At 73.5% G+C, this 18,947-nt stretch carries 16 protein-coding genes; 6 read left to right on the top strand and 10 right to left on the bottom strand.

What is annotated here, in order from left to right; all coding sequences use genetic code 11:
- The first annotated feature begins 1 nt into the window (after nt 1).
- The 5 genes from ABD644_RS20350 to ABD644_RS20330 all read left to right on the top strand — a co-directional run bounded on the left by ABD644_RS20350 (nt 2) and on the right by ABD644_RS20330 (nt 5,916).
- Nucleotides 2–1,594: a phospholipase D family protein gene (locus ABD644_RS20350; RefSeq protein WP_344690882.1), complete on the top strand. Its 1,593-nt coding sequence runs from the start codon at nt 2–4 to the stop codon at nt 1,592–1,594.
- Between the two features lie 239 nt (nt 1,595–1,833).
- The gene (locus ABD644_RS20345; RefSeq protein ID WP_344690881.1) at nt 1,834–2,466 is read left to right on the top strand and encodes a helix-turn-helix transcriptional regulator; all 633 of its coding nucleotides are present in this window, start codon (nt 1,834–1,836) and stop codon (nt 2,464–2,466) included.
- A gap of 176 nt (nt 2,467–2,642) precedes the next feature.
- Complete coding sequence (gene leuA / locus ABD644_RS20340; protein ID WP_425547487.1) at nt 2,643–4,397, top strand: 2-isopropylmalate synthase; 1,755 nt, start codon at nt 2,643–2,645, stop codon at nt 4,395–4,397.
- Nucleotides 4,398–4,450: 53 nt separating this feature from the next.
- Nucleotides 4,451–5,026, top strand: a complete 576-nt coding sequence (locus ABD644_RS20335) for an RNA polymerase sigma factor (RefSeq protein ID WP_344690880.1) — start codon at nt 4,451–4,453, stop codon at nt 5,024–5,026.
- Nucleotides 5,023–5,916 carry a VOC family protein gene (locus ABD644_RS20330; RefSeq protein ID WP_344690879.1) on the top strand — a complete coding sequence of 298 codons (894 nt, stop codon included), beginning with the start codon at nt 5,023–5,025 and terminating at the stop codon, nt 5,914–5,916. Before ABD644_RS20335 ends, ABD644_RS20330 begins: the two co-directional genes overlap by 4 nt.
- On the opposite strand, the gene mnhG is transcribed toward ABD644_RS20330, so the two are convergent.
- The 7 genes from mnhG to ABD644_RS20295 all read right to left on the bottom strand — a co-directional run bounded on the left by mnhG (nt 5,913) and on the right by ABD644_RS20295 (nt 14,539).
- Nucleotides 5,913–6,314: a monovalent cation/H(+) antiporter subunit G gene (gene mnhG, locus ABD644_RS20325; protein ID WP_344690878.1), complete on the bottom strand. Its 402-nt coding sequence runs from the start codon at nt 6,312–6,314 to the stop codon at nt 5,913–5,915. The genes ABD644_RS20330 and mnhG overlap by 4 nt on opposite strands.
- Nucleotides 6,311–6,655 (bottom strand): MrpF/PhaF family protein, encoded by a 345-nt coding sequence (locus ABD644_RS20320; protein WP_344690877.1) that lies wholly within the window; start codon nt 6,653–6,655, stop codon nt 6,311–6,313. Before ABD644_RS20320 ends, mnhG begins: the two co-directional genes overlap by 4 nt.
- Nucleotides 6,652–7,242: a Na+/H+ antiporter subunit E gene (locus tag ABD644_RS20315; protein WP_344690876.1), complete on the bottom strand. Its 591-nt coding sequence runs from the start codon at nt 7,240–7,242 to the stop codon at nt 6,652–6,654. The genes ABD644_RS20320 and ABD644_RS20315 overlap by 4 nt, the downstream gene beginning before the upstream one ends.
- Nucleotides 7,239–8,969 carry a Na+/H+ antiporter subunit D gene (locus tag ABD644_RS20310; protein WP_344690875.1) on the bottom strand — a complete coding sequence of 577 codons (1,731 nt, stop codon included), beginning with the start codon at nt 8,967–8,969 and terminating at the stop codon, nt 7,239–7,241. Before ABD644_RS20310 ends, ABD644_RS20315 begins: the two co-directional genes overlap by 4 nt.
- On the bottom strand, nt 8,966–9,493 hold the full coding sequence (locus ABD644_RS20305; protein ID WP_344690874.1) for a Na(+)/H(+) antiporter subunit C: 528 nt from the start codon (nt 9,491–9,493) through the stop codon (nt 8,966–8,968). Before ABD644_RS20305 ends, ABD644_RS20310 begins: the two co-directional genes overlap by 4 nt.
- Nucleotides 9,490–12,378 (bottom strand): Na+/H+ antiporter subunit A, encoded by a 2,889-nt coding sequence (locus ABD644_RS20300; RefSeq protein WP_344690873.1) that lies wholly within the window; start codon nt 12,376–12,378, stop codon nt 9,490–9,492. The genes ABD644_RS20305 and ABD644_RS20300 overlap by 4 nt, the downstream gene beginning before the upstream one ends.
- A gap of 340 nt (nt 12,379–12,718) precedes the next feature.
- Nucleotides 12,719–14,539, bottom strand: coding sequence for an ABC-F family ATP-binding cassette domain-containing protein (locus ABD644_RS20295; RefSeq protein WP_344690872.1), 1,821 nt, complete (start codon nt 14,537–14,539; stop codon nt 12,719–12,721).
- Nucleotides 14,540–14,699: 160 nt separating this feature from the next.
- On the opposite strand from ABD644_RS20295, the gene ABD644_RS20290 reads away from it, so the two are divergent.
- Nucleotides 14,700–15,380 (top strand): hypothetical protein, encoded by a 681-nt coding sequence (locus ABD644_RS20290; RefSeq protein WP_344690871.1) that lies wholly within the window; start codon nt 14,700–14,702, stop codon nt 15,378–15,380.
- 7 nt (nt 15,381–15,387) lie between these two features.
- Here the strand turns inward: ABD644_RS20290 and ABD644_RS20285 are convergent, their stop codons facing one another.
- The 3 genes from ABD644_RS20285 to ABD644_RS20275 are packed head-to-tail and all read right to left on the bottom strand — an operon-like array spanning nt 15,388 to nt 18,889.
- On the bottom strand, nt 15,388–16,269 hold the full coding sequence (locus ABD644_RS20285; protein WP_344690870.1) for a transglutaminase family protein: 882 nt from the start codon (nt 16,267–16,269) through the stop codon (nt 15,388–15,390).
- Entirely contained in the window at nt 16,266–17,231 is a 966-nt protein-coding gene (locus ABD644_RS20280; protein ID WP_344690869.1) for an alpha-E domain-containing protein, read from the bottom strand. The genes ABD644_RS20285 and ABD644_RS20280 overlap by 4 nt, the downstream gene beginning before the upstream one ends.
- Entirely contained in the window at nt 17,225–18,889 is a 1,665-nt protein-coding gene (locus tag ABD644_RS20275; RefSeq protein ID WP_425547486.1) for a circularly permuted type 2 ATP-grasp protein, read from the bottom strand. The genes ABD644_RS20280 and ABD644_RS20275 overlap by 7 nt, the downstream gene beginning before the upstream one ends.
- Between the last annotated feature and the right edge of the window lie 58 nt (nt 18,890–18,947).

Below are 18,947 nucleotides of genomic sequence, written 5' to 3'. Positions count from 1 at the left end.
CGTGGACGACCCGGAGCAGTGGCTGCTCAGCGCCGAGGAACGCGGGAACCCCCACACGGCGATCCCCGGCTGGACGGCGGGCAACCTCTGCGAGCCCCTGTTCCACGGCGCCGCCTACTTCGACCGGCTGGTCGAGGAGGTGCAGGCCCTGAACGGCGGCGACCACCTGTTCTTCACCGACTGGCGCGGCGACCCCGACGAGCGCCTGCGCGACGGCGGCCCCACCGTGGCCGAGCTGTTCACCGACGCGGTCAAGCGCGGGGTGTGCGTGCGCGGCCTGGTGTGGCGCTCGCACATGCAGGCCCTCTCGCTGAACAAGGAAGCCAACCGCAGGCTGGACCGGGAGATCGAGCACGGCGGCGGCGAGGTGATCCTCGACCAGCGGATCCGCCGCATGGGCAGCCATCACCAGAAGCTGGTGGTGCTCCGGCACGACGAGGACCCCTCCCGCGACATCGCCTTCGTCGGCGGCATCGACCTCTGCTACAGCCGTCGCGACGACGCCGAGCACCGCGGCGACCCGCAGGCCCTGCCCATGGCCGAGGTCTACGGGCCGAACCCACCGTGGCACGACGTCCAGCTGCAGATCCGGGGGCCCGCGGTCGGCGTGCTCGACACGGTCTTCCGCGAGCGCTGGGACGACCCGACCAGCCCCGATTCCCACAACCCGATCGCGTGGCTGCGCGACAAGTGGCACAACGCCCGGCTGCAGGCCGACGAGCTGCCGCCGCAACTGCCCTCACCGCCGGAGTGCGGCCCCCACCTGGTGCAGAACCTCCGCACCTATCCCGCGGTCCGCCCGGGCTACGACTTCGCCCCCGACGGCGAGCGGTCGGTCGCCCTCGGCTACTCCAAGGCGGTCAAGCGGGCCCGGCGGCTGATCTACCTCGAGGACCAGTACATGTGGTCAGGAGAGGTGGCCCGGCTCTTCGCCGAGGCGCTGCGCGCCCACCCCGACCTGCACCTGGTGGTCGTCGTGCCACGCGTGCCCGATCAGGACGGGGCCTTCGCCGAGCGCCCGCAGCTGGTGGGCCGGTGGCAGGCGATCGAGATGTGCCAGAAGGCCGGCCGGGACCGGGTGCACGTGTTCGACGTCGAGAACCACCAGGGGACGCCGGTCTACGTGCACGCCAAGGTGTGCGTGGTGGACGACGTCTGGGCCAGCGTCGGCAGCGACAACTTCAACCGCCGGTCGTGGACCCACGACAGCGAGCTGTCCAGCGGCGTCCTCGACACGACCCGGGACCCTCGCGAGCCCCGCGACCCGGCGGGCACCGGCGACGGCGCCCGCGTCTTCGCCCGCGACCTGCGCCTGGCCCTCGCCCGGGAGCACCTGGACCTCCCCGGGGACGGCAGCCGCGACGACGACGTCCTCGACCCCGACCGCTTCGTCCAGACCCTCACCGCCGCCGCGGAGGCCCTCGACGCGTGGCACGAGGGCGGTCGCCAGGGACCGCGCCCGCCCGGCCGGCTGCGCCCGCACAAGGCGGAGCGGCTGCCGCTGCTCACGCGGCTCTGGGCGACGCCGGTCTACCGGCTCGTCGACGACCCCGACGGGCGCCCGCTGCGGCTGCGCCGAAAAGGCACGTTCTGAGCCGGCCGATCAGCCGCCGCGGAGTGCTCGCACCGTCGCCGAGCCGGCCGCGGCCCCGCACCCGGACCCTCCTCCCCGCGTTCTAGTGCTCTGCCCACCCCTGAGGGCAGAGCACTAGGATCGCGTGCAAAGGTTTCTTTGCATGCTTGTGCTCTGCCCACGCCTGTGGGCAGAGCACAACTGTCCACAGATGTGGTCCAGGGCTCCCCCGCGCGGCGCGCCGGCCGCACGCTGCACACGTGTCGTTCGACCTGCCCGGGCTGCTGCGGCGGATCCGCCGGCAGGCGGACATGTCCCAGCGGGAACTCGCGGGCGCCATCGACGTCTCGAAGTCCGCGGTAGCCGCGGCGGAGTCCGGGCGCTCCGGCCTCGACGCCCGGCTGCTCGCCCGGGCAGCGGGGCTGGCCGGCCTGCGGCTGGCCCTCCTCGACATCGCGGGCACCGAAGTGGCGGGAATGGCCGAGGGCGCCGTCCGCGACATGGCCGGGCGGCGCTTCCCCGCTCACCTGGACACGCGCTACGGCGACCAGGCCTGGTGGCACGGTCCGGAGCGCTACAGCCGTACCCAGCCCTGGTACACGTTCGACCGGGTCCGCGAGACCCGCGACTGGGAACGAACCCACCGCGGCACGCCCGACGACCACCAGCTGCCGCGGCCGGGTGACTCGCCCGCCGAGCGGGCCGAGGCCCGACGGCGCGCCTGGCTGGAGCGGCGGGACGAGGAGTTGCGGCGGTGGCTGGCCGAGCAACCGTGGACGCCGTTCGACGACGGCTTCACCTGCACCTGCCCGCCGCGGTGCGCGGAACTCGACGACCATTCCGGACCACCCGTGCACGCAGCGGATTGCGCATGTCACTGCGACCTGGCCTGATGCGCTGCTACCGTGGTCACGTGCGCGGCAGCCTCCTGCTTACCCGCCGCGGCGAGGCCCTCTCCTAGGTCGGCCCCCTCGCCGCGGTGATCTGCCGTGACCGAGTGCGTTCCCGGCGCCCGCTGACCGCCCCATCCCGGAGCTGAGTCCAGCCCGCGCCAGAGGAGCCCGAGACCGTGAGCACGAACCAGAGCGCCACCCACCCCGCCCATCCCCACGTACGCCATCCGCAGCAGCCGAGCGGCATGCCCATCCACCGCTACGCGCCCTTCATCCCGGTCGACCTGCCCGACCGCACCTGGCCGCAGACGGTCACCACGGTGGCCCCGCGCTGGTGCGCCGTCGACCTGCGCGACGGCAACCAGGCCCTGATCGACCCGATGACGCCCGACCGCAAGCGGCGCATGTTCGAGCTGCTGGTCCGGATGGGCTACAAGGAGATCGAGGTCGGCTTCCCCGCCGCGAGCCAGACCGACTACGACTTCGTCCGCCAGCTCATCGAGGAGGACCTGGTCCCCGACGACGTCGTCATCCAGGTGCTGACCCAGGCCCGCGACGAGCTGATCGAGCGCACCTTCGAGTCGGTGCGCGGCGCCAAGCAGGCGATCGTGCACCTGTACAACTCGACGAGCACCCTGCAGCGGCGCGTGGTCTTCGACTCCGACCGCGCCGGCATCGTCGACATCGCCGTCCACGGGGCGCAGCTGGTACGCAAGCTGGCCGAGCAGATGACCGAGACCGAGATCCGGTACCAGTACTCCCCCGAGTCCTTCACCGGCACCGAGCTCGATTTCGCCGTCGAGATCTGCAACGCGGTCACCGACGTCTGGGAGCCGACCCCGGAACGGCCGACCATCATCAACCTGCCGGCCACCGTCGAGATGGCCGAGCCCACGGTCTACGCCGACCAGATCGAGTGGATGCACCGCAACCTGGGCCGGCGCGACTCGGTCGTGCTGTCCCTGCACCCGCACAACGACCGCGGCACCGCCGTCGCCGCCGCCGAGCTGGGCTACCGCGCCGGCGCCGACCGCATCGAGGGCTGCCTGTTCGGCAACGGCGAGCGCACCGGCAACGTCGACCTGGTCACCCTGGGGCTGAACCTGTTCAGCCAGGGCATCGACCCGCAGATCGACTTCTCCGACATCGACGAGATCCGCCGCACCGTCGAGTACTGCAACCAGCTCGGCGTGCACGAGCGGCACCCCTACGGCGGCGACCTGGTCTACACCGCCTTCTCCGGCTCCCACCAGGACGCGATCAACAAGGGGTTCAAGGCTCTCGACGCCGACGCGCAGGCCGCCGGGAAGACCGTCGACCAGATGCCGTGGGCCGTCCCGTACCTGCCGATCGACCCGAAGGACGTCGGCCGCAGCTACGAGGCCGTGATCCGGGTGAACAGCCAGTCCGGCAAGGGCGGCGTCGCCTACATCATGAAGACCGAGAACCACCTCGACCTGCCCCGCCGGCTGCAGATCGAGTTCAGCGCGGTCATCCAGCGGCACACCGACGACGAGGGCGGCGAGGTCACCGCCGCGCAGATGTGGGACGCCTTCAGCAACGAGTACCTGCCCGACACCGTCGCGCCGTGGGGGCGCTTCGCCCTCACCGGGCACCGGCACCAGGCACACGGTGAACAGCTCGACGAGATGGTCGTCGAGCTGACCGACGGCGGCGTCCCGGTCAGCATCGAGGGCCGCGGCAACGGCCCGATCGCCGCATTCGTCAATGCTCTGGCCGCGCTGTCGGTTGACGTCCGGGTGCTGGACTACGCCGAGCACGCCATGTCCGCCGGCGGCGACGCCCGGGCCGCGGCGTACGTCGAGTGCGCCGTCGGGGACCGCGTGCTCTGGGGTGTCGGCATCGACCCCAACATCGTCACCGCCTCGCTGCGCGCGGTGGTCTCGGCGGTCAACCGGGCCCAGCGGTAGAAGAAGTCGTGGCGGGGGCGTCGGAGAACAGCGCCCCCGGACGACGACGGGACATGAGCAGCCCGGGATCGCGCGCGGTGGGACCACCGCCCGATCCCGGGCTGCTGTCGCTCTACGACCGGGCGCTGCCCGAGGTGTACGGCTACCTGCTGGCGCGCTGCGGGCAGCGCGCCCTGGCCGAGGACCTCACCGCCGAGACGTTCCTCGCGGCCGTGCGCGCCGAGGCCGACGGCGGCGGCCCCACGAGCGTCGGCTGGCTGATCGGCACCGCCCGCCACAAACTGGTCGACCACTGGCGGCGACGCGAACGCGAGCAGCGGTCGCTCCGGCTGCTCGACGGCGGTGCCGACGACGCCGAGGACCCCTGGGACGCGCGACTCGACGCCCTGCGCGCCCAGCAGGTCCTCGAGCGCCTGACCCCGGCCCAGCGCGCCGCCCTGACCCTGCGCTACCTCGACGACCTCCCGGTCCCCCGGGTCGCCGCCCTCCTCGGCCGCACGGTGCACGCGACCGAGGCGCTGCTCGTCCGGTCCCGCATCGCGTTCCGCCGCCGGTACGAGGCGACCGACACCGACACCGACACCGACACCGACACCGAGACCACGGAACCGACGGGAGGTGCCACGTGACCGACCCCGAACGGCCGTTCCGCGCCCTCGCCCGGCCCGTCACGCCGGTCGAACCCGACCCCGCCTTCGCCGCGGCGCTGCGCGACCGCCTGCGCCGCGCGCTGCTGAGCCAGCAGCCCGCCGTCCCCGCCCGAACCCCCACCCCCGGAGGTCGACCCGCCATGTCCCCGCTGATCCCCTACCTCGCCGTCCGGGATGCCCGCGCCGCCATCGCCTGGTACGTCGACGCCTTCGGCGCCCGGGAAGTGGGCGACCACTACGTCATGGACGACGACCGCATCGGGCACGCCGAACTCGACGTCGCCGGCGCCACCCTCTACCTGGCCGACGAGTACCCGGAGCTGGGTCTGACCGGGCCCGAGGAGGGGAAGACCAGCGTGTCGCTGCACCTCACGGTCTCCGACGTCGACGCGGCCGTGGCCCGCGCCGAGGCGGTCGGCGCCACCGTGACACGGAGGCCGGCCGACGCTCCCTACGGCCGGACCGGCGCGATCGTCGACCCGTACGGCCACCACTGGCTGCTCCAGACGCCGACCCGGCCGCCCGAGCCCGGTCCCCGCCCCGGCGACGCGGTGTACCTGACCCTGCAGGTGCCCGACGGCGCGCGGGCCCGTGACTTCTACGAGGCGGTGCTGGGCTGGTCGGCCGCGCCGGGCCGGGTGCCCGACGGCTGGCAGGTCGAGGGCACCACCCCGATGATCGGCATCGGCGGGGGCTCGTCCGAGCCGGGCACCGTGCCGATGTACGCCGTCGACGACATCGAGGTGGCCGTCGCCGCCGTCCGCACCGCAGGAGGTCAGGCCGGCGACATCGAGCGGCAGTCGTACGGGCTGTCGGCGCTGTGCCGCGACGACCAGGGCCTGCCGTTCTGGCTCGGTCAGCTGGCCTAGGAGCCCTGCTCCGGCGGGGCGTCGGCCGGCTCGTCCCCGCGGTGGACGGTGTCCTGGCTCTCCCCGCTGCGCAGCTCGTCGACCAGCAGCAGGTCCCGCCGCACGTGCCGGCGCCGGTAGGCCACCCGGCTGATCATGTGCGCGCTGACCGGCGCGGTGAGCAGCTGGAACGCGGCGACCAGCAGCAGCATCCAGGTCGCCGACCAGCCCTGCAGCCGGATCGCACCGCCGATCATGATCAGCAGCACGCCGAGCACCTGCGGCTTGGTGCCCGCATGCATGCGGGCGAGGACGTCGGGGAACCGCACCAGACCCAGGCCCGCCGTCAGACACAGGAAGCACCCGGCGAGCAGCAGGACGACGGCGACGACGTCGCCGACCGAGGCGGGGTCGATCATCGGTCGGCCTCCCCCGTCTGCCGGGCTTCCTGCTCCTCCGCGGCAAGCGGCAGCCCGACATCGGTGCCGTCGTCGGCGGAGTGGACGAGCATGCCGCCGACGTAGCGGGCCACGGAGACCGAGCCGACGAAGGCCAGGAGCGAGACCACCACCAGCACCGGGACGACGGTGGGGTCCCGCTGCAGGGCCGCGTACACGGCCAGCCCGGCCGAGATGATGACCAGCAGGATGTCGGTGGCGACGACGCGGTCGAGCAGCGACGGGCCGCGCGCCAGGCGGACCAGCGCCAGCAGGGCGCCCCCGCCGAGCATGCCGTAGGCGAGCACGAACACGACGGTCACGGCGTGGACCTCCCCGGGGTCGCGGCGGAATCCCGCGCCGCCCCGTCGAGGGCCGCGATCTCGGCGGCCGAGCCGAACGCGCGCACCACCCGGTCCTCGGTCAGGAGCACCGAGGCGCGGCGGCGCTCGACGTCGGCCAGGTCGGTCACGTGCAGGACGTGCACCGCCAGCGTCTGCCGCTCCCGGTCCATGTCGATGACCAGCGAGCCGGGCACGAGCGCGGTGGCCTCGGCGACGATGGTCATCAGCAGGTCGGAGTCGGTGCGCAGCTGCACCGAGAGGATCGCGCTGCGCCGGATGCCGCTGGGCCGGATCGTCTGCCAGGCCACCTGCGCGCCGGAGATCACCAGGTCGAGCAGGAACGTGCCGAGGAACACCAGGAGGGCGACCGGCCGGACCCGGGTGCCCCCGGTGACGGGGGGCAGCGGCAGCAGGACGGTGACGGCGAGAGCGACCAGCGTCCCCGAGATCAGGTTCGCCCACGACCAGGTGCCCCAGAGCAGGTTCCAGACGAGCACCAGCCAGACGAGCAGCGGCAGCTGGTGGCGCAGCCGGTGGCCGGCGTCGGCGACGGGTTCGGCGGTCACGGGTCCACCAGGTCGTCGAGGACCGCCTCCACGTAGGGGCCGCGGTCGAGCAGGTCCTCGGCGGCCTGGTCGGTCACGCCGTACAGCGGGCCGGCCAGCGCGGTCAGCGACACCGTGACGACGACCATGGCCGCGGTCGCACCGACCATCACCTGCGGCAGCGGCCGCAGCGCGCGCCGGCTGCCGACCTCCTCGCCCAGCCCGTCGGTGGCCGGCGTGGTCGCGGTGGCGACGGCGGTGTGCCGTTCCCACGCCGCGCGCCGGGCCGCCGTGCGGGGCGAGGGCCCGGCGTCGACGTCTTCGTCGGGCGGCTCCTCGTCCCCGCCGTCCCCGGTCGGCGCGGCGCCGGTCTCCGGGCCGGCGTCGGCGACCGCCGCGCCCGCCGTGTCCGCGGCCGGGGACTGCGCCGGCGGCCGCCAGAACGCCCGGCTCCACACGCGGGAGACGGCCACGAGGGTGAGCAGGCTGGTGACGACACCCGCGGCCACCAGGACGTGGGGCAGCCAGCCGCCGGTCGCGACGCCTGCCTCGAGCAGGCCCAGCTTGCCGATGAACCCGGAGAACGGCGGGATCCCGGCCAGGTTCATCGCCGGGACGAAGAACAGGACGGCGAGCAGCGGCGACGCCTTCGCCAGGCCGCCGAGCCGGTCCACCGCCGTCGAGTCGCCCCGGCGCTCGATCAGCCCGGCGACGAGGAACAGCGTGGTCTGGATGGCGATGTGGTGGACCACGTAGAAGATGGCCCCGGCCAGCCCGGCCGCCGTCGACAGGGCGATGCCGAACACCATGTAGCCGATGTGGCTGACCAGGGTGAACGACAGGATCCGGCGGATGTCGGTCTGCGCGACCGCCCCGAGGATCCCGACGACCATGGTCGCCAGCGCCGCCCACATCAGCACCTGGTCCAGCGCGCCGCCGGGGAACAGCAGCGTCTGGGTGCGGATGATCGCGTAGACGCCGACCTTCGTCAGCAGCCCGGCGAACACCGCGGTGACCGGCGCCGGCGCGGTCGGGTAGCTGTCGGGCAGCCAGGCCGAGAGCGGGAAGACCGCGGCCTTGATGGAGAACGCGATCAGCAGCAGGGAGTGCAGGAGCAGCTGGACGCCGTCGGGCAGGTCGCCGAGCCGCCCCGCCAGCTGGGCCATGTTCACGGTGCCGGTGGAGGCGTAGATCAGCGCGATCGCGGCCAGGAACAGCAGCGAGCTGAGCAGGCTCACCACGATGTAGGTGACACCGGCCCGGATGCGCGGCGCCGAGCCGCCGAGGGTCAGCAGCACGTAGCTGGCGGTCAGCAGGATCTCGAACCCGACGTAGAGGTTGAACAGGTCACCGGCGAGGAACGCGTTGGCGACGCCGGCCATCAGCACGAGGAACGTCGGGTGGAAGATCGAGATCGGCGTCTCCTCGTCGCCGTCGGCCGAGCCCTGGCCGACGGCGAACACCAGGACGCCGAGCCCGACGGTGGTGGCGACGACCAGCATCAGCGCCGAGAGCCGGTCGACCACCAGCACGATGCCCAGCGGCACCGGCCAGCCCCCGACCGAGACCGCGGTGGCCCCCTCGTCGTGGGCCAGCAGGAGCAGCAGCACCGACACGGTGAGCACCGACGCCAGGACGGCGATGCTCAGCGTCCGCTGCGTGCGTGGGTGCCGGCCCCCGACGAGCAGCGCGGCCGCGGCGCCGAGCAGCGGCAGCAGCACCGGCAGCGGGGTGAGGACGCGGATCACCGGCGTCTCCCCTGCGTGGGCGGGAGGTCGACGTCGTCGGACGGGATGCCGGCGTAGTGCCGGTCCAGCAACTCCTCGACGTGCCGATCGGTGTGCAGGCTGTCGGCGTGCGCCGGGAACCGGTCCTCGGGCGCCAGGTCGTCGGGGTCCATCTCGTCGGCGTCGGTGCCCGAGCGTCGGGCCACCCGGCGGTCCTCCTCGTCGACGCCGACCACCTCCTGGCGGACCAGCCGCCACGAGCGGTAGATGATCGCCAGCAGGAACGCCGCGATGCCGAAGGTGATGACGATCGCGGTGAGGATGAGCGCCTGCGGCAGCGGGTCGCTCATCTCCTCCGGCTCGGCCACGCCGAGGATCGGCGCCAGCCCCGCCGCCCCGCCGGTGGACAGCAGCAGCAGGTTGGTGGCGTTGCCGAGCAGCAGGAACCCGAGCAGGACGCGGGTGAGGCTCCGGTCGAGCAGCAGGTAGACACCGGCGGCGTACAGGCCCCCGATGATCACCGGCAGGACGACGGTGGGGGTCATCGGAGGATCACCTCGTCGGGGGCGGCGTCGATCGGGTCGTGCTCCTCGACCTGGCGGTCCAGTTCGGCGCCGAGGCTGCGGAGGACGTCGAGCACCAGGCCGACGACGATCAGGTAGACGCCGATGTCGAAGAACAGCGAGGTCACCAGCTTCACGTCGCCGAGCACGGGCAGCGTCGTCTCGAGGATCGCCGTCTGCAGGACCTCGGCGCCCAGCGCCAGCCCGACCACGCCGGTGCCGCCGGAGAACAGCAGGCCGGCGCCCAGGAGCAGGCCGGGGTCGACCGGAGCCGCCTCGCCGAGCTCGTAGCGTCCGCCGGCCAGGTAGCGCAGCACCAGCGAGAGACCGGCCACGAGGCCGCCGGCGAAGCCGCCGCCGGGGTCGTTGTGCCCGCTGAACAACAGGTACACCGAGAAGACGACGATGGTGTGGAACAGGATCCGGGTGATCACCTCGAGCACCACCGACCGGCGCTCGGGGGCCAGCGCGATGCTGGCGGCCAGCCACTGGCGGCGGGGTGCGCGCCGGCCCCGCCGTCCCGACTGCTCGTCGACCTGCCCCGGGGCGAGCCGGTCGACCGTGCCGGTGCGGCGGCGCAGGAACACCAGGCTGGCCACGCCGGTCGCGGCGACGACGAGCAGCGAGATCTCCCCGAGGGTGTCCCAGGCCCGGATGTCGACGAGGGTGACGTTGACGATGTTCTGGCCTCCGCCGAAGTCGTACGCCGCCTCGGGGTAGTCGACCGACACGGGCTCGGCGGTGCGGGCGCTGAGCGCGACCGCGCCCACCGCGGCCATGAAGACCCCGACGGCGACGGCGATGACGCCGCGGACGGCGCGTTCGCGGGGACGGTGCCGCTCGGTGATGTCCTTGGGCAGCTTGCGCAGCACCAGGACGAAGACGACCAGGGTGAGCGTCTCGACGAGGAACTGGGTCAGGGCCAGATCGGGAGCGCCCTGCAGCGTGAAGAGGACGGCGAGGCCGTAGCCGGTGACGCCGACGACGAGCACGGCCGACAGCCGTTGCCGGATCCGCAGCGCGAGCGCGGCGGCGACCAGCACGACCGCGCCGACGAGCGCCTGGATCGGGGTGTCCCAGGCCCGCCACTCCCCCGGCCACGGCGCGCGGAACAGCAGCACCGAGCCCGGCAGCGCGAGGACGACGACGAGGATCGTGCCGAGGTAGGCCGGCAGCGACCCGCGCTGGGTGGTCCCGGTGACCAGGACGGCGAGGCGGTCGAGGGCCTGCATCGTGTTCCAGTAGCCCTCGTCGGCCGAGGCGCCGACGGCGTGCCGCTGCTGGAAGCGGGTCAGCGCCGCCCGGCCGGCGAACAGCGCCGCGCCGCCGAGCAGCGTGACCGCCGAGAGCGCGAGCGCCGGCTGCAGCCCGTGCCAGAGCCCGAGTTCCTCCGGCTCCGCGGCCAGCAGCGGGAGCGTGTCGGCGTACCCCGCGGCCAGCGGCTCGAGCAGCGGGCTGGCCAGGCCGGCGACCAGCCCGGTCAGGGCCAGCACTGCCGGGGCGGCGAGGAACAGCGGGCCGGGCGGGTGGACCAGTTCGGCGGGTTCGGTCGGGGCCAGCCCGGGCTTGCGGGCGAACGCGCCCCACACGAAGCGCGCGGTGTAGCCGGCGGTGAGGGCGGAGCCGAGGACCAGGACGACGAGCACCGTGACCGCCGCGGTCCGGTCGGGCAGACCGCCGTCCCAGAGCGCGGTGAAGGCCGCCTCCTTGCCGACGAAGCCCAGCAGCGGCGGCAGCCCGGCCATCGAGGCGGCCGCCAGGCCGCCGACGACGGCGAGCGCGGGCAGGCGGCGGCCGAGACCGGAGAGGGCGCGCAGGTCCCGGGTGCCGGTGGCGTGGTCGATGACGCCGACGGTGAGGAACAGCGTGGACTTGAACAGGGCGTGCGCGACGGTCATCGCGAGACCCGCGGCGGCCAGCTCACGGCTGCCCGCGCCGACGAGCACCATGAGGAACCCGAGCTGGCTGACCGTGCCGAAGGCGAGCAGCAGCTTGAGGTCGTTCTGCCGCAGGGCGCGGTACCCGCCGACGAGCATGGTCGCGAGGCCCAGCCCGAGCACGATCGGCCGCCAGCCGGGGACGTCGGCGAACCCGGGCGCGAGGCGGGCGACGAGGTACACGCCGGCCTTCACCATCGCCGCCGCGTGCAAATAGGCGCTGACGGGGGTGGGCGCCTCCATGGCGGCGGGCAGCCAGAAGTGGAAGGGCACCATCGCCGATTTGGTGATCGCCCCGACCAGCACCAGGACGGTGCCGCCCACCAGCAGCGCTCCGCCGCCGGGGTCGGCCGCCACCTCGGACAGCAGGTAGCTGCCGCTGGACTCGCCGATCATGATCAGCCCGAGCAGCATCGCCAGGCCGCCCGCGGTGGTGAGCACCAGCGCCTGCCCGGCCGCCCGCCGCGCGGCCACCCGGGTGCCCGAGCCGCCGATGAGCAGGAACGAGAAGACGGTGGTGAGCTCCCAGAAGACGTAGAGGAGCAGCAGGTCGTCGGCCAGGACCAGCCCGAGCATGGACCCGGCGAAGGCGGTGAGGTTGCCGGCGAACCGGCCCACGCCCTCGTCGCCGGGCTCGAAGTACCGGGCGCAGTAGAGCAGGACCAGCGCGCCGACGCCGGTGACCAGCCCGGCGAACGCCAGCGCCAGCGGATCGAGCCGGAGCGTGATCGTCAGGTCGAGGGCCGGCACCCACGGCGTGGCCTCGCGCACCTCGCCGCCGCCGGTGACCGTCGCCCACTGCGCCACGACCCAGCCGAAGGCGGCGGCGGGGACGAGCGCGAGGACGAGGAAGGCCTGCCGCCCCCACCACCGCACGAGAACCGGCGCCAGGACGGCGGCGACCACGTGCAGGAGCAGGAGTGTGGTCACGGGTCTCCGGGAGTCGGGGGGCGGCTCGGGGACCACAGACGTCGGTCGGGACGACGGCCGGCGGTACCTGGAGTCTATCCGGAGGACGGCCTGCCCCGGCCGCGCCGCCTGACCCGGGGAGCCGGCCGCCCGGCACCTGTACCCCGGATCCTTGTGCTCTGCCCACCCTCGTGGGCAGAGCACAAGCCGCGGCGCAAGGAAGTCTTTGCAAAGCAATCGTTGCAAACAAACCCTTGCGCCGAACGCTTGTGCTCTGCCCACCAGAGGGGGCAGAGCACAAGCGTCGGCGGGGGAAGTCTGGGTGGCGGGCTGCTGCGGTCCCGGCTGGGCGACGAGGGGGTCAGCCCTCGGCGAGTTCCGCCGCTGCCAGCCACGCCTCCTCGACCTGTTCCTTCTCGGCGTGCACGGCCTTGAGCTGGGCGTCGAGCTCGGCGGCCCTCGCGTAATCGGACGCGGCGGCAGCCAGTTGCTCGTGCAGCTTCTTCTCGTCGGCGTCCAGCTTGAGCATGCGGCGCTCCAGCCGGCTCGCCTCCTTCTTCGCCGCGCGGGCATCGGCGGCCGACACCGCCGGTGCGCCGGCGGACGGCGCCCCGACCGACCGCGGCTCGGCAGCGGCGGCGGCGGTGGTCAACGGCGCACCGCCGGCCGCGCGCCGGGCCAGGTACTCCTCGACGCCGCCGGGCAGCTCCGCCAGCGTCCCGTCGCCCAGGAGCGCGACCACCTTGTCGCAGACCCGGTCGACGAAGTACCGGTCGTGGCTGACCACCAGCACCGTGCCCGGGAAGGAGTCGAGCAGGTCCTCCAGCGCGGTGAGCGTGTCGATGTCGAGGTCGTTGGTCGGCTCGTCGAGCAGCAGCACGTTCGGCTCGGCCATGAGCAGCCGCAGCAGCTGCAGGCGCCGACGCTCTCCACCGGAGAGGTCGCCGACCGGCGTCCACTGGCGGTTGGCGGCGAACCCGAACCGCTCGGCCAGCGACGACGCGGAGATCTCCTGGTTGCCGATCCGCGCGATGCGGGCGACCTCCTGCACCGCCTCGAGCACCCGTGCCCGCGGCGGCAGCTCCGTGACGTGCTGCGAGAGGTACGCCGGCGCCACGGTCTGGCCGACGACGACGCGGCCGGCGTCGGGCCGGGTCTCGCCGACGAGCAGCTTGAGCAGCGACGTCTTGCCGGCCCCGTTGACGCCGACGATGCCGATCCGGTCGCCGGGTCCGACGTGCCAGGTCAGGCCCGTGAACAGACTCCGCGGACCGTCCTCGGTGGGGACGGCGTAGTCGACGTCCTCCACGTCGTAGACGGTCTTCCCGAGCCGACGGGCGGCGAAGCCCTTGAGGGCCATCGAGTCACGGGGCGGCGGCTCGTCGGCGATCAGCGCCTGCGCGGCCTCGATCCGGAACTTCGGCTTGCTGGTCCGGGCCGGCGGGCCACGGCGCAGCCACGCCAGCTCCTTGCGGACCAGGTTGAGCCGCCGCTCCTCGGTCACCGCCGAGATCCGGGCCCGCTCCGCGCGGGCCAGCGTGTAGGCCGAGTACCCGCCCTCGTAGGCGTGCACCGAGCCGTCGGCCACCTCCCACGTCGTGGTGCAGACCTCGTCGAGGAACCAGCGGTCGTGGGTGACGACGACCAGCCCGCCGGCCCGCGCCCGCACGTACTCGGCGAGCCACGCCACGCCCTCGACGTCGAGGTGGTTGGTCGGCTCGTCGAGCACCAGCAGGTCCAGGGGCCGGATCAGCTGCGCCGCCAGGGCCACCCGGCGCCGCTCGCCGCCGGACATCGGCGCCACCGGGGCGTCGAGGCCGAGCCGGTCGAGCTCCAGACCGGTCAGCACCGAGCGGACGGCGGCGTCGCCGGCCCACTCGTGCTCGGCGGCGAACATCGACGGCGGGAGGACGACGTCGCGCACCGTCGTCCCGGCCGGGAGGGTGCCGGACTGGTCGAGCACGCCCATCGCCAGGTCCCCGCGGCGGGTGACCCGGCCGGAGTCGGGCTCGTCGGCGCCGGTCAGCAGCGACAGCAGCGTGCTCTTGCCGCCGCCGTTGCGGCCGACGACACCGATGCGCTCGCCGGCGGCGACGCCCAGGGAGACGTCGTCGAGGATCACGGTCGTGCCGTGAGCCTTGTGCACCCGCTCCAGGTTGACCAGGTTCAGGGGTGCGCTCATCGGGCGGTGGAGGCAGTCATGGGCCCCCAGTATCGCGGTCACGGTCCGGACACGAGTCGGGCCCTAGCTGTATCCAAGGCCGCTCCAAGTGATCTCCGGAGAGTCGAGCCCGACACAGCCGACGGTCGTCCCCGCCTCGGGGGACGAGAGGAGCGCCACGATGACTGCCCCGGCAGCCCGCCACGACGACCGCCACGACGACGACGACCCCGACGGCGGGCACCACCCGCACCGCGCCGGACTGCGGGCGGTCACGGCCCCGGGCGACGACGACCTGGCGACGGCGCCGGTCTGGTGGGCGCGGCTGGCCCACCGCGACAGCGTCCCGGTCGAGCACTCCCTGGTGGCGGTCGGTTCGGCGCGGTTCCCGGACGGCAGCGCCGTCGACCTCACCGCCGTCGACCCCCGGGGCCGGCGACCCGCCGGCTGGCTGGTCGACGTCCGCTACCGGGCCACCGACGGGCAGATCACGGGCCTGGAGGTCGCCGCCGACCCCGGGATGCCGCTGTGGTTCGCCGAGATCGCCCACGCGACCAGCGACGTCCCGTCGGCCTCGCTCGTCGTCTTCCGGGGCGACGCGTTCCCCGCCGGGACGCTGGTGACGCCCCGGGAGGTCTGCGCGCGCGGGCTGGCGATGACCGACAACGTGGGCGAGCTGCGCTGGTGGACCCGGTCGGGCCTGATCGAGACGGTGACCGTCGCGGACGAGCTCGCCGGGCGCGGTGTCGACCGGATGCTGACCGCGCTGGCCGGCGGCATCGCGAAGCTGCGCAACTGGCCGCCGCTGGTGCGCGAGCTCACGATGCACCCGGTCGTCGAGGACCGGATGCGCCGGCGGTGACCACGCGTCAGGCCAGGCGGGTGACCTCCACGGTCACGGTGTGGCCCTCGCTGTTGGGGCCGCTGAACAGGCCCTTGAACGGCGGGACGTCCCCGTAGTCGCGGCCCCGGCCGAGGGTCACGTGGCGGGTGCCGATCTCGACGGAGTTCGTGGGGTCGAAGGCGTTCCAGCCGCCGTCCCACCACTCCACCCACGCGTGGCTCTCACCGGTGACCGGGTCCCCGACCGCGGCGTCCTTCCGGGGGTGCAGGTAGCCGGAGACGTAGCGGGCGGGCAGGCCGAGCGCGCGCATCAGCCCGACCGTGACGTGCGAGATGTCCTGGCAGACGCCCTTGCCCTTGGTCCACGCCTGCATCGCGTTGGTCTTCACGTTGGTGGCGCCCGACAGGTACTCCATCCGCTCCCGGACGAACCGGCACAGCAGCGCCCCGGCCTCGTGGGGGCGGGCGTCCCCGATCGCCGCGCGCGCCTCGGCGACGACGTCGTCGTCCATGGCGGTCAGCGGCGTCGGTACCAGCAGCTCGCCGAACTGGTCGCGCACCTCGCGCGCGGCCAGCGCGTTCCAGCCGACCCGGTCGTGCCCGGCGAGGTCGGGGCCGGCCTCGACGATCGACGTCCCGGTGACCACCAGCTCGCTGTGCGGGCTGTGCAGGTCGAACGCGGTGACCGTGGCCCCCCAGTAGTCGCGGTAGGCGAAGGCGGAGGCGGCCGGCTCGATCTCGATCTTGGAGCGCAGCGTCGTCTGCCGGGTGCTGTTCTCCGGGGTCAGCCGCGCCTCGTTGTAGGAGGAGCGGACCGGGCCGCTGTAGTGGAACGTGGTGCGGTGCACGACCTGCAGCCGCCAGCGGCCGGCGGCCCGGGATGCCGTCTGGGTCTGGCTCTGGCTCACCCTGCCTCCTCCGGCACCCACACCTGCGGCGCCTGCTCGGTGAAGAAGCGGTGGGTGATGGCGGCGCTGGCCGCCGAGGACGCCCGCTGCAGCATCTCCAGCCGGGTCGGCAGCTGGCTGAGCAGCTCGGGCGTGCTCATGAACTCCAGCATCGTGCGGGCCCGCCCGACGATGCGGTGCGCCTCGCCGGCCACGCCGATGCGGGTGGTGTCGCGGACGGTGGAGCGCTCCAGCTCGACCAGGCACGCCTCGGCCTGCTCCAGCGCCGCGAACACCGAACGCGGGAACAGCCGGTCCAGGAGGAGGAACTCCGCCGCCCGGCTGGAGTCGACGACGCCGCGGTAGGTGCGCAGGTAGGGCTCGTAGGCGCCGGTGGAGCGCAGCACGAGGGTCCACGACGGCGCGGCGTCGCCGGCGAGCACGCGGGTGGAGATGATCCGCGAGGTCATGTCGACCCGCTCCAGCGAGCGGCCGAGGATGAGGAACAGCCAGCTCTCGTCGCGGCTCATCGTCGCGTCGGCCAGCCCGAAGACCATCGCCGAGCGCTCCCGCACGAACCGGAACAGCGAGTGCGGCCCGTACCGGCGGGCCATCGTCCGCTGCTGGGGCAGGGCGTTGTGGGTGACGTTCAGCGACTCCCAGATCTCGGCGGAGAGCACCTCGCGGGCGCCCCGGGCGTTCTCCCGCGCGGCCGACAGCGCGCCCACGATCGAGCTCGGGCTCGCACGGTCGAAGGCGAGCGCGGCCAGCACGCTCTCGGTGTCGGCGTCCTCCTGGGACGCCGGCCCGTCGGCCCCGGGGTTGCCCATCAGCGTCAGCAGATTGGCGCAGGCCCGGTGCTCGTCGATCCACGGGTCCTCGACCAGGCGCTGGGTGTGCACGTCGAGGATGCGGGCGGTGTCGTCGGCCCGCTCGACGTAGCGGCCGATCCAGAACAGCGACTCCGCGATCCGGCTCAGCACGGTGAAAGGTCCTCTTCGATTGCGCCCTTCGGCCTCGCCCGGAGGCTCGGCCCGAGCGTGCGAGGGTCGAGGGGGGCGAGGTCCTTCTCCTGCTGCTGCTGCTGGGACTGGCCGACGACGGTGTCGTTCAGCGGGCCCGGGTCCTGGGCCGGCGGGTCCTCGGGGAGGTCGTCGACGGTGAACTCGATCCGCGTGAGGTCGGGCTCGACGTCGTCCATCGACTGCCGCGGCGGGCTGAGCACCCAGGTGTCCTTGGAACCGCCGCCCTGGCTGGAGTTGACCACCAGCTCGCCCTCCGGCAGCGCGACGCGGGTCAACCCCCCGGGCAGCACCCAGACCTTGCTGCCGTCGTTGACCGCGAACGGCCGCAGGTCCACGTGCCGCGGCGCGATCCGGCCGCCGACCAGCGTCGGGCAGGTGGACAGGCCGATCGGCTTCTGCGCGATCCAGTCCCGCGGGCGGGCCCGCACCTTGCCCGCCAGCTCCTCGAGCGTCTTCTCGTCGGCGCGCGGGCCGATGACGATGCCCTTGCCGCCGCTGCCGTCGACCGGCTTGAGCACCAGCTGGTCGAGCGACGCCAGCACCCACTCCACGATGTCCTCGTCGTCGAGCCGGTAGGTCTCGGCGTTCTGCAGCAGCGGCTCCTCGGACAGGTAGTACCGGATGAGGTCGGGCACCCAGGTGTAGAGCAGCTTGTCGTCGGCGACGCCGTTGCCGACGGCGTTGGCGATGGTCACCCGCCCGGCGCGTGCGGCGTTGAGCACGCCGGCGCAGCCGATCACCGAGTCGGGCCGGAAGTGCACCGGGTCGAGGAAGTCGTCGTCGATGCGCCGGTAGATGACGTCGACCCGCTGCTGGCCGTCCGTCGTGCGCATGCTGACCTGGTTACCGGCGCAGACCAGGTCGCGGCCCTCGACGAGCTCGACACCCATCTGGCGGGCCAGCAGCGCGTGCTCGAAGTACGCGGAGTTGTAGACGCCCGGGGTGAGGACGACGACCGTCGGCTCGGCCACGCCGCTGGGCGCCGAGGCCTTGAGCGCGGCCAGCAACCGGCTCGGGTAGTCGGCGACCGGCTGGATGCGGTGGTCGGCGAACAGCTCGGGCAGCACCTGGCTCATCGCGGCGCGGTTGGTGATGACGTAGCTGACGCCCGACGGCGAGCGCAGGTTGTCCTCGAGCACCCGGAAGTCCCCGGCCTCGTCGCGCACCAGGTCGATGCCCGAGACGTGCACCCGCACCCCGTTGGGCGGCACCAGGCCGTGCGCCTGCCGGTGGAAGTGGGCGCTGGTGGTGACGACGCTGCGCGGGACGACCTGGTCGGCGAAGACCTGGCCCGGGCCGTAGACGTCGGCCAGGAACGCCTCGAGCGCGTGCACCCGCTGGGCGACGCCGCGCTCGATCACGGCCCACTCCTCGGCCCCGATCACCCGCGGCACGATGTCGAGCGGGAACGGCTGCTCCTCGCCCGCGTGCGCGAAGGTGACACCCGCGTCGCGGTAGGTCTGGCTCAGCAGGTCGGCACGGGCCGCGAGCTCCTCGCCGGCCATGGGCTGCAGCGACGCGAAGAGCCCGGTGTAGGGCGGCCGTGGCTCGGCGACCCCGCCGAACATCTCGTCCCACTGCTGCCCGAGGGGGTAGCCGTCGAAGAGGTCCGCCATGCGTCGAACCTAGTGACGCCGTGTGAACCGCGCGTTTCGAGGCCGCGGATCCACCCCC

Source organism: Blastococcus jejuensis, from assembly GCF_039534705.1.
Taxonomy (GTDB): domain Bacteria; phylum Actinomycetota; class Actinomycetes; order Mycobacteriales; family Geodermatophilaceae; genus Blastococcus_B; species Blastococcus_B jejuensis.
The sequence above is the reverse complement of the archived record's forward strand: the minus strand, read 5'-3'. Positions and strand labels throughout refer to the sequence as shown.

What these genes read in the sequence shown, in the direction of transcription:
- ABD644_RS20335 (WP_344690880.1), top strand. Translation starts at nt 4,451, where the DNA reads ATGAGCAGCCCGGGATCGCGCGCGGTGGGACCACCGCCCGATCCCGGG.
- mnhG (WP_344690878.1), bottom strand. Translation starts at nt 6,314, where the DNA reads ATGATCGACCCCGCCTCGGTCGGCGACGTCGTCGCCGTCGTCCTGCTG.
- ABD644_RS20305 (WP_344690874.1), bottom strand. Translation starts at nt 9,493, where the DNA reads ATGACCCCCACCGTCGTCCTGCCGGTGATCATCGGGGGCCTGTACGCC.
- ABD644_RS20295 (WP_344690872.1), bottom strand. Translation starts at nt 14,539, where the DNA reads ATGAGCGCACCCCTGAACCTGGTCAACCTGGAGCGGGTGCACAAGGCT.
- ABD644_RS20290 (WP_344690871.1), top strand. Translation starts at nt 14,700, where the DNA reads ATGACTGCCCCGGCAGCCCGCCACGACGACCGCCACGACGACGACGAC.
- ABD644_RS20275 (WP_425547486.1), bottom strand. Translation starts at nt 18,889, where the DNA reads ATGGCGGACCTCTTCGACGGCTACCCCCTCGGGCAGCAGTGGGACGAG.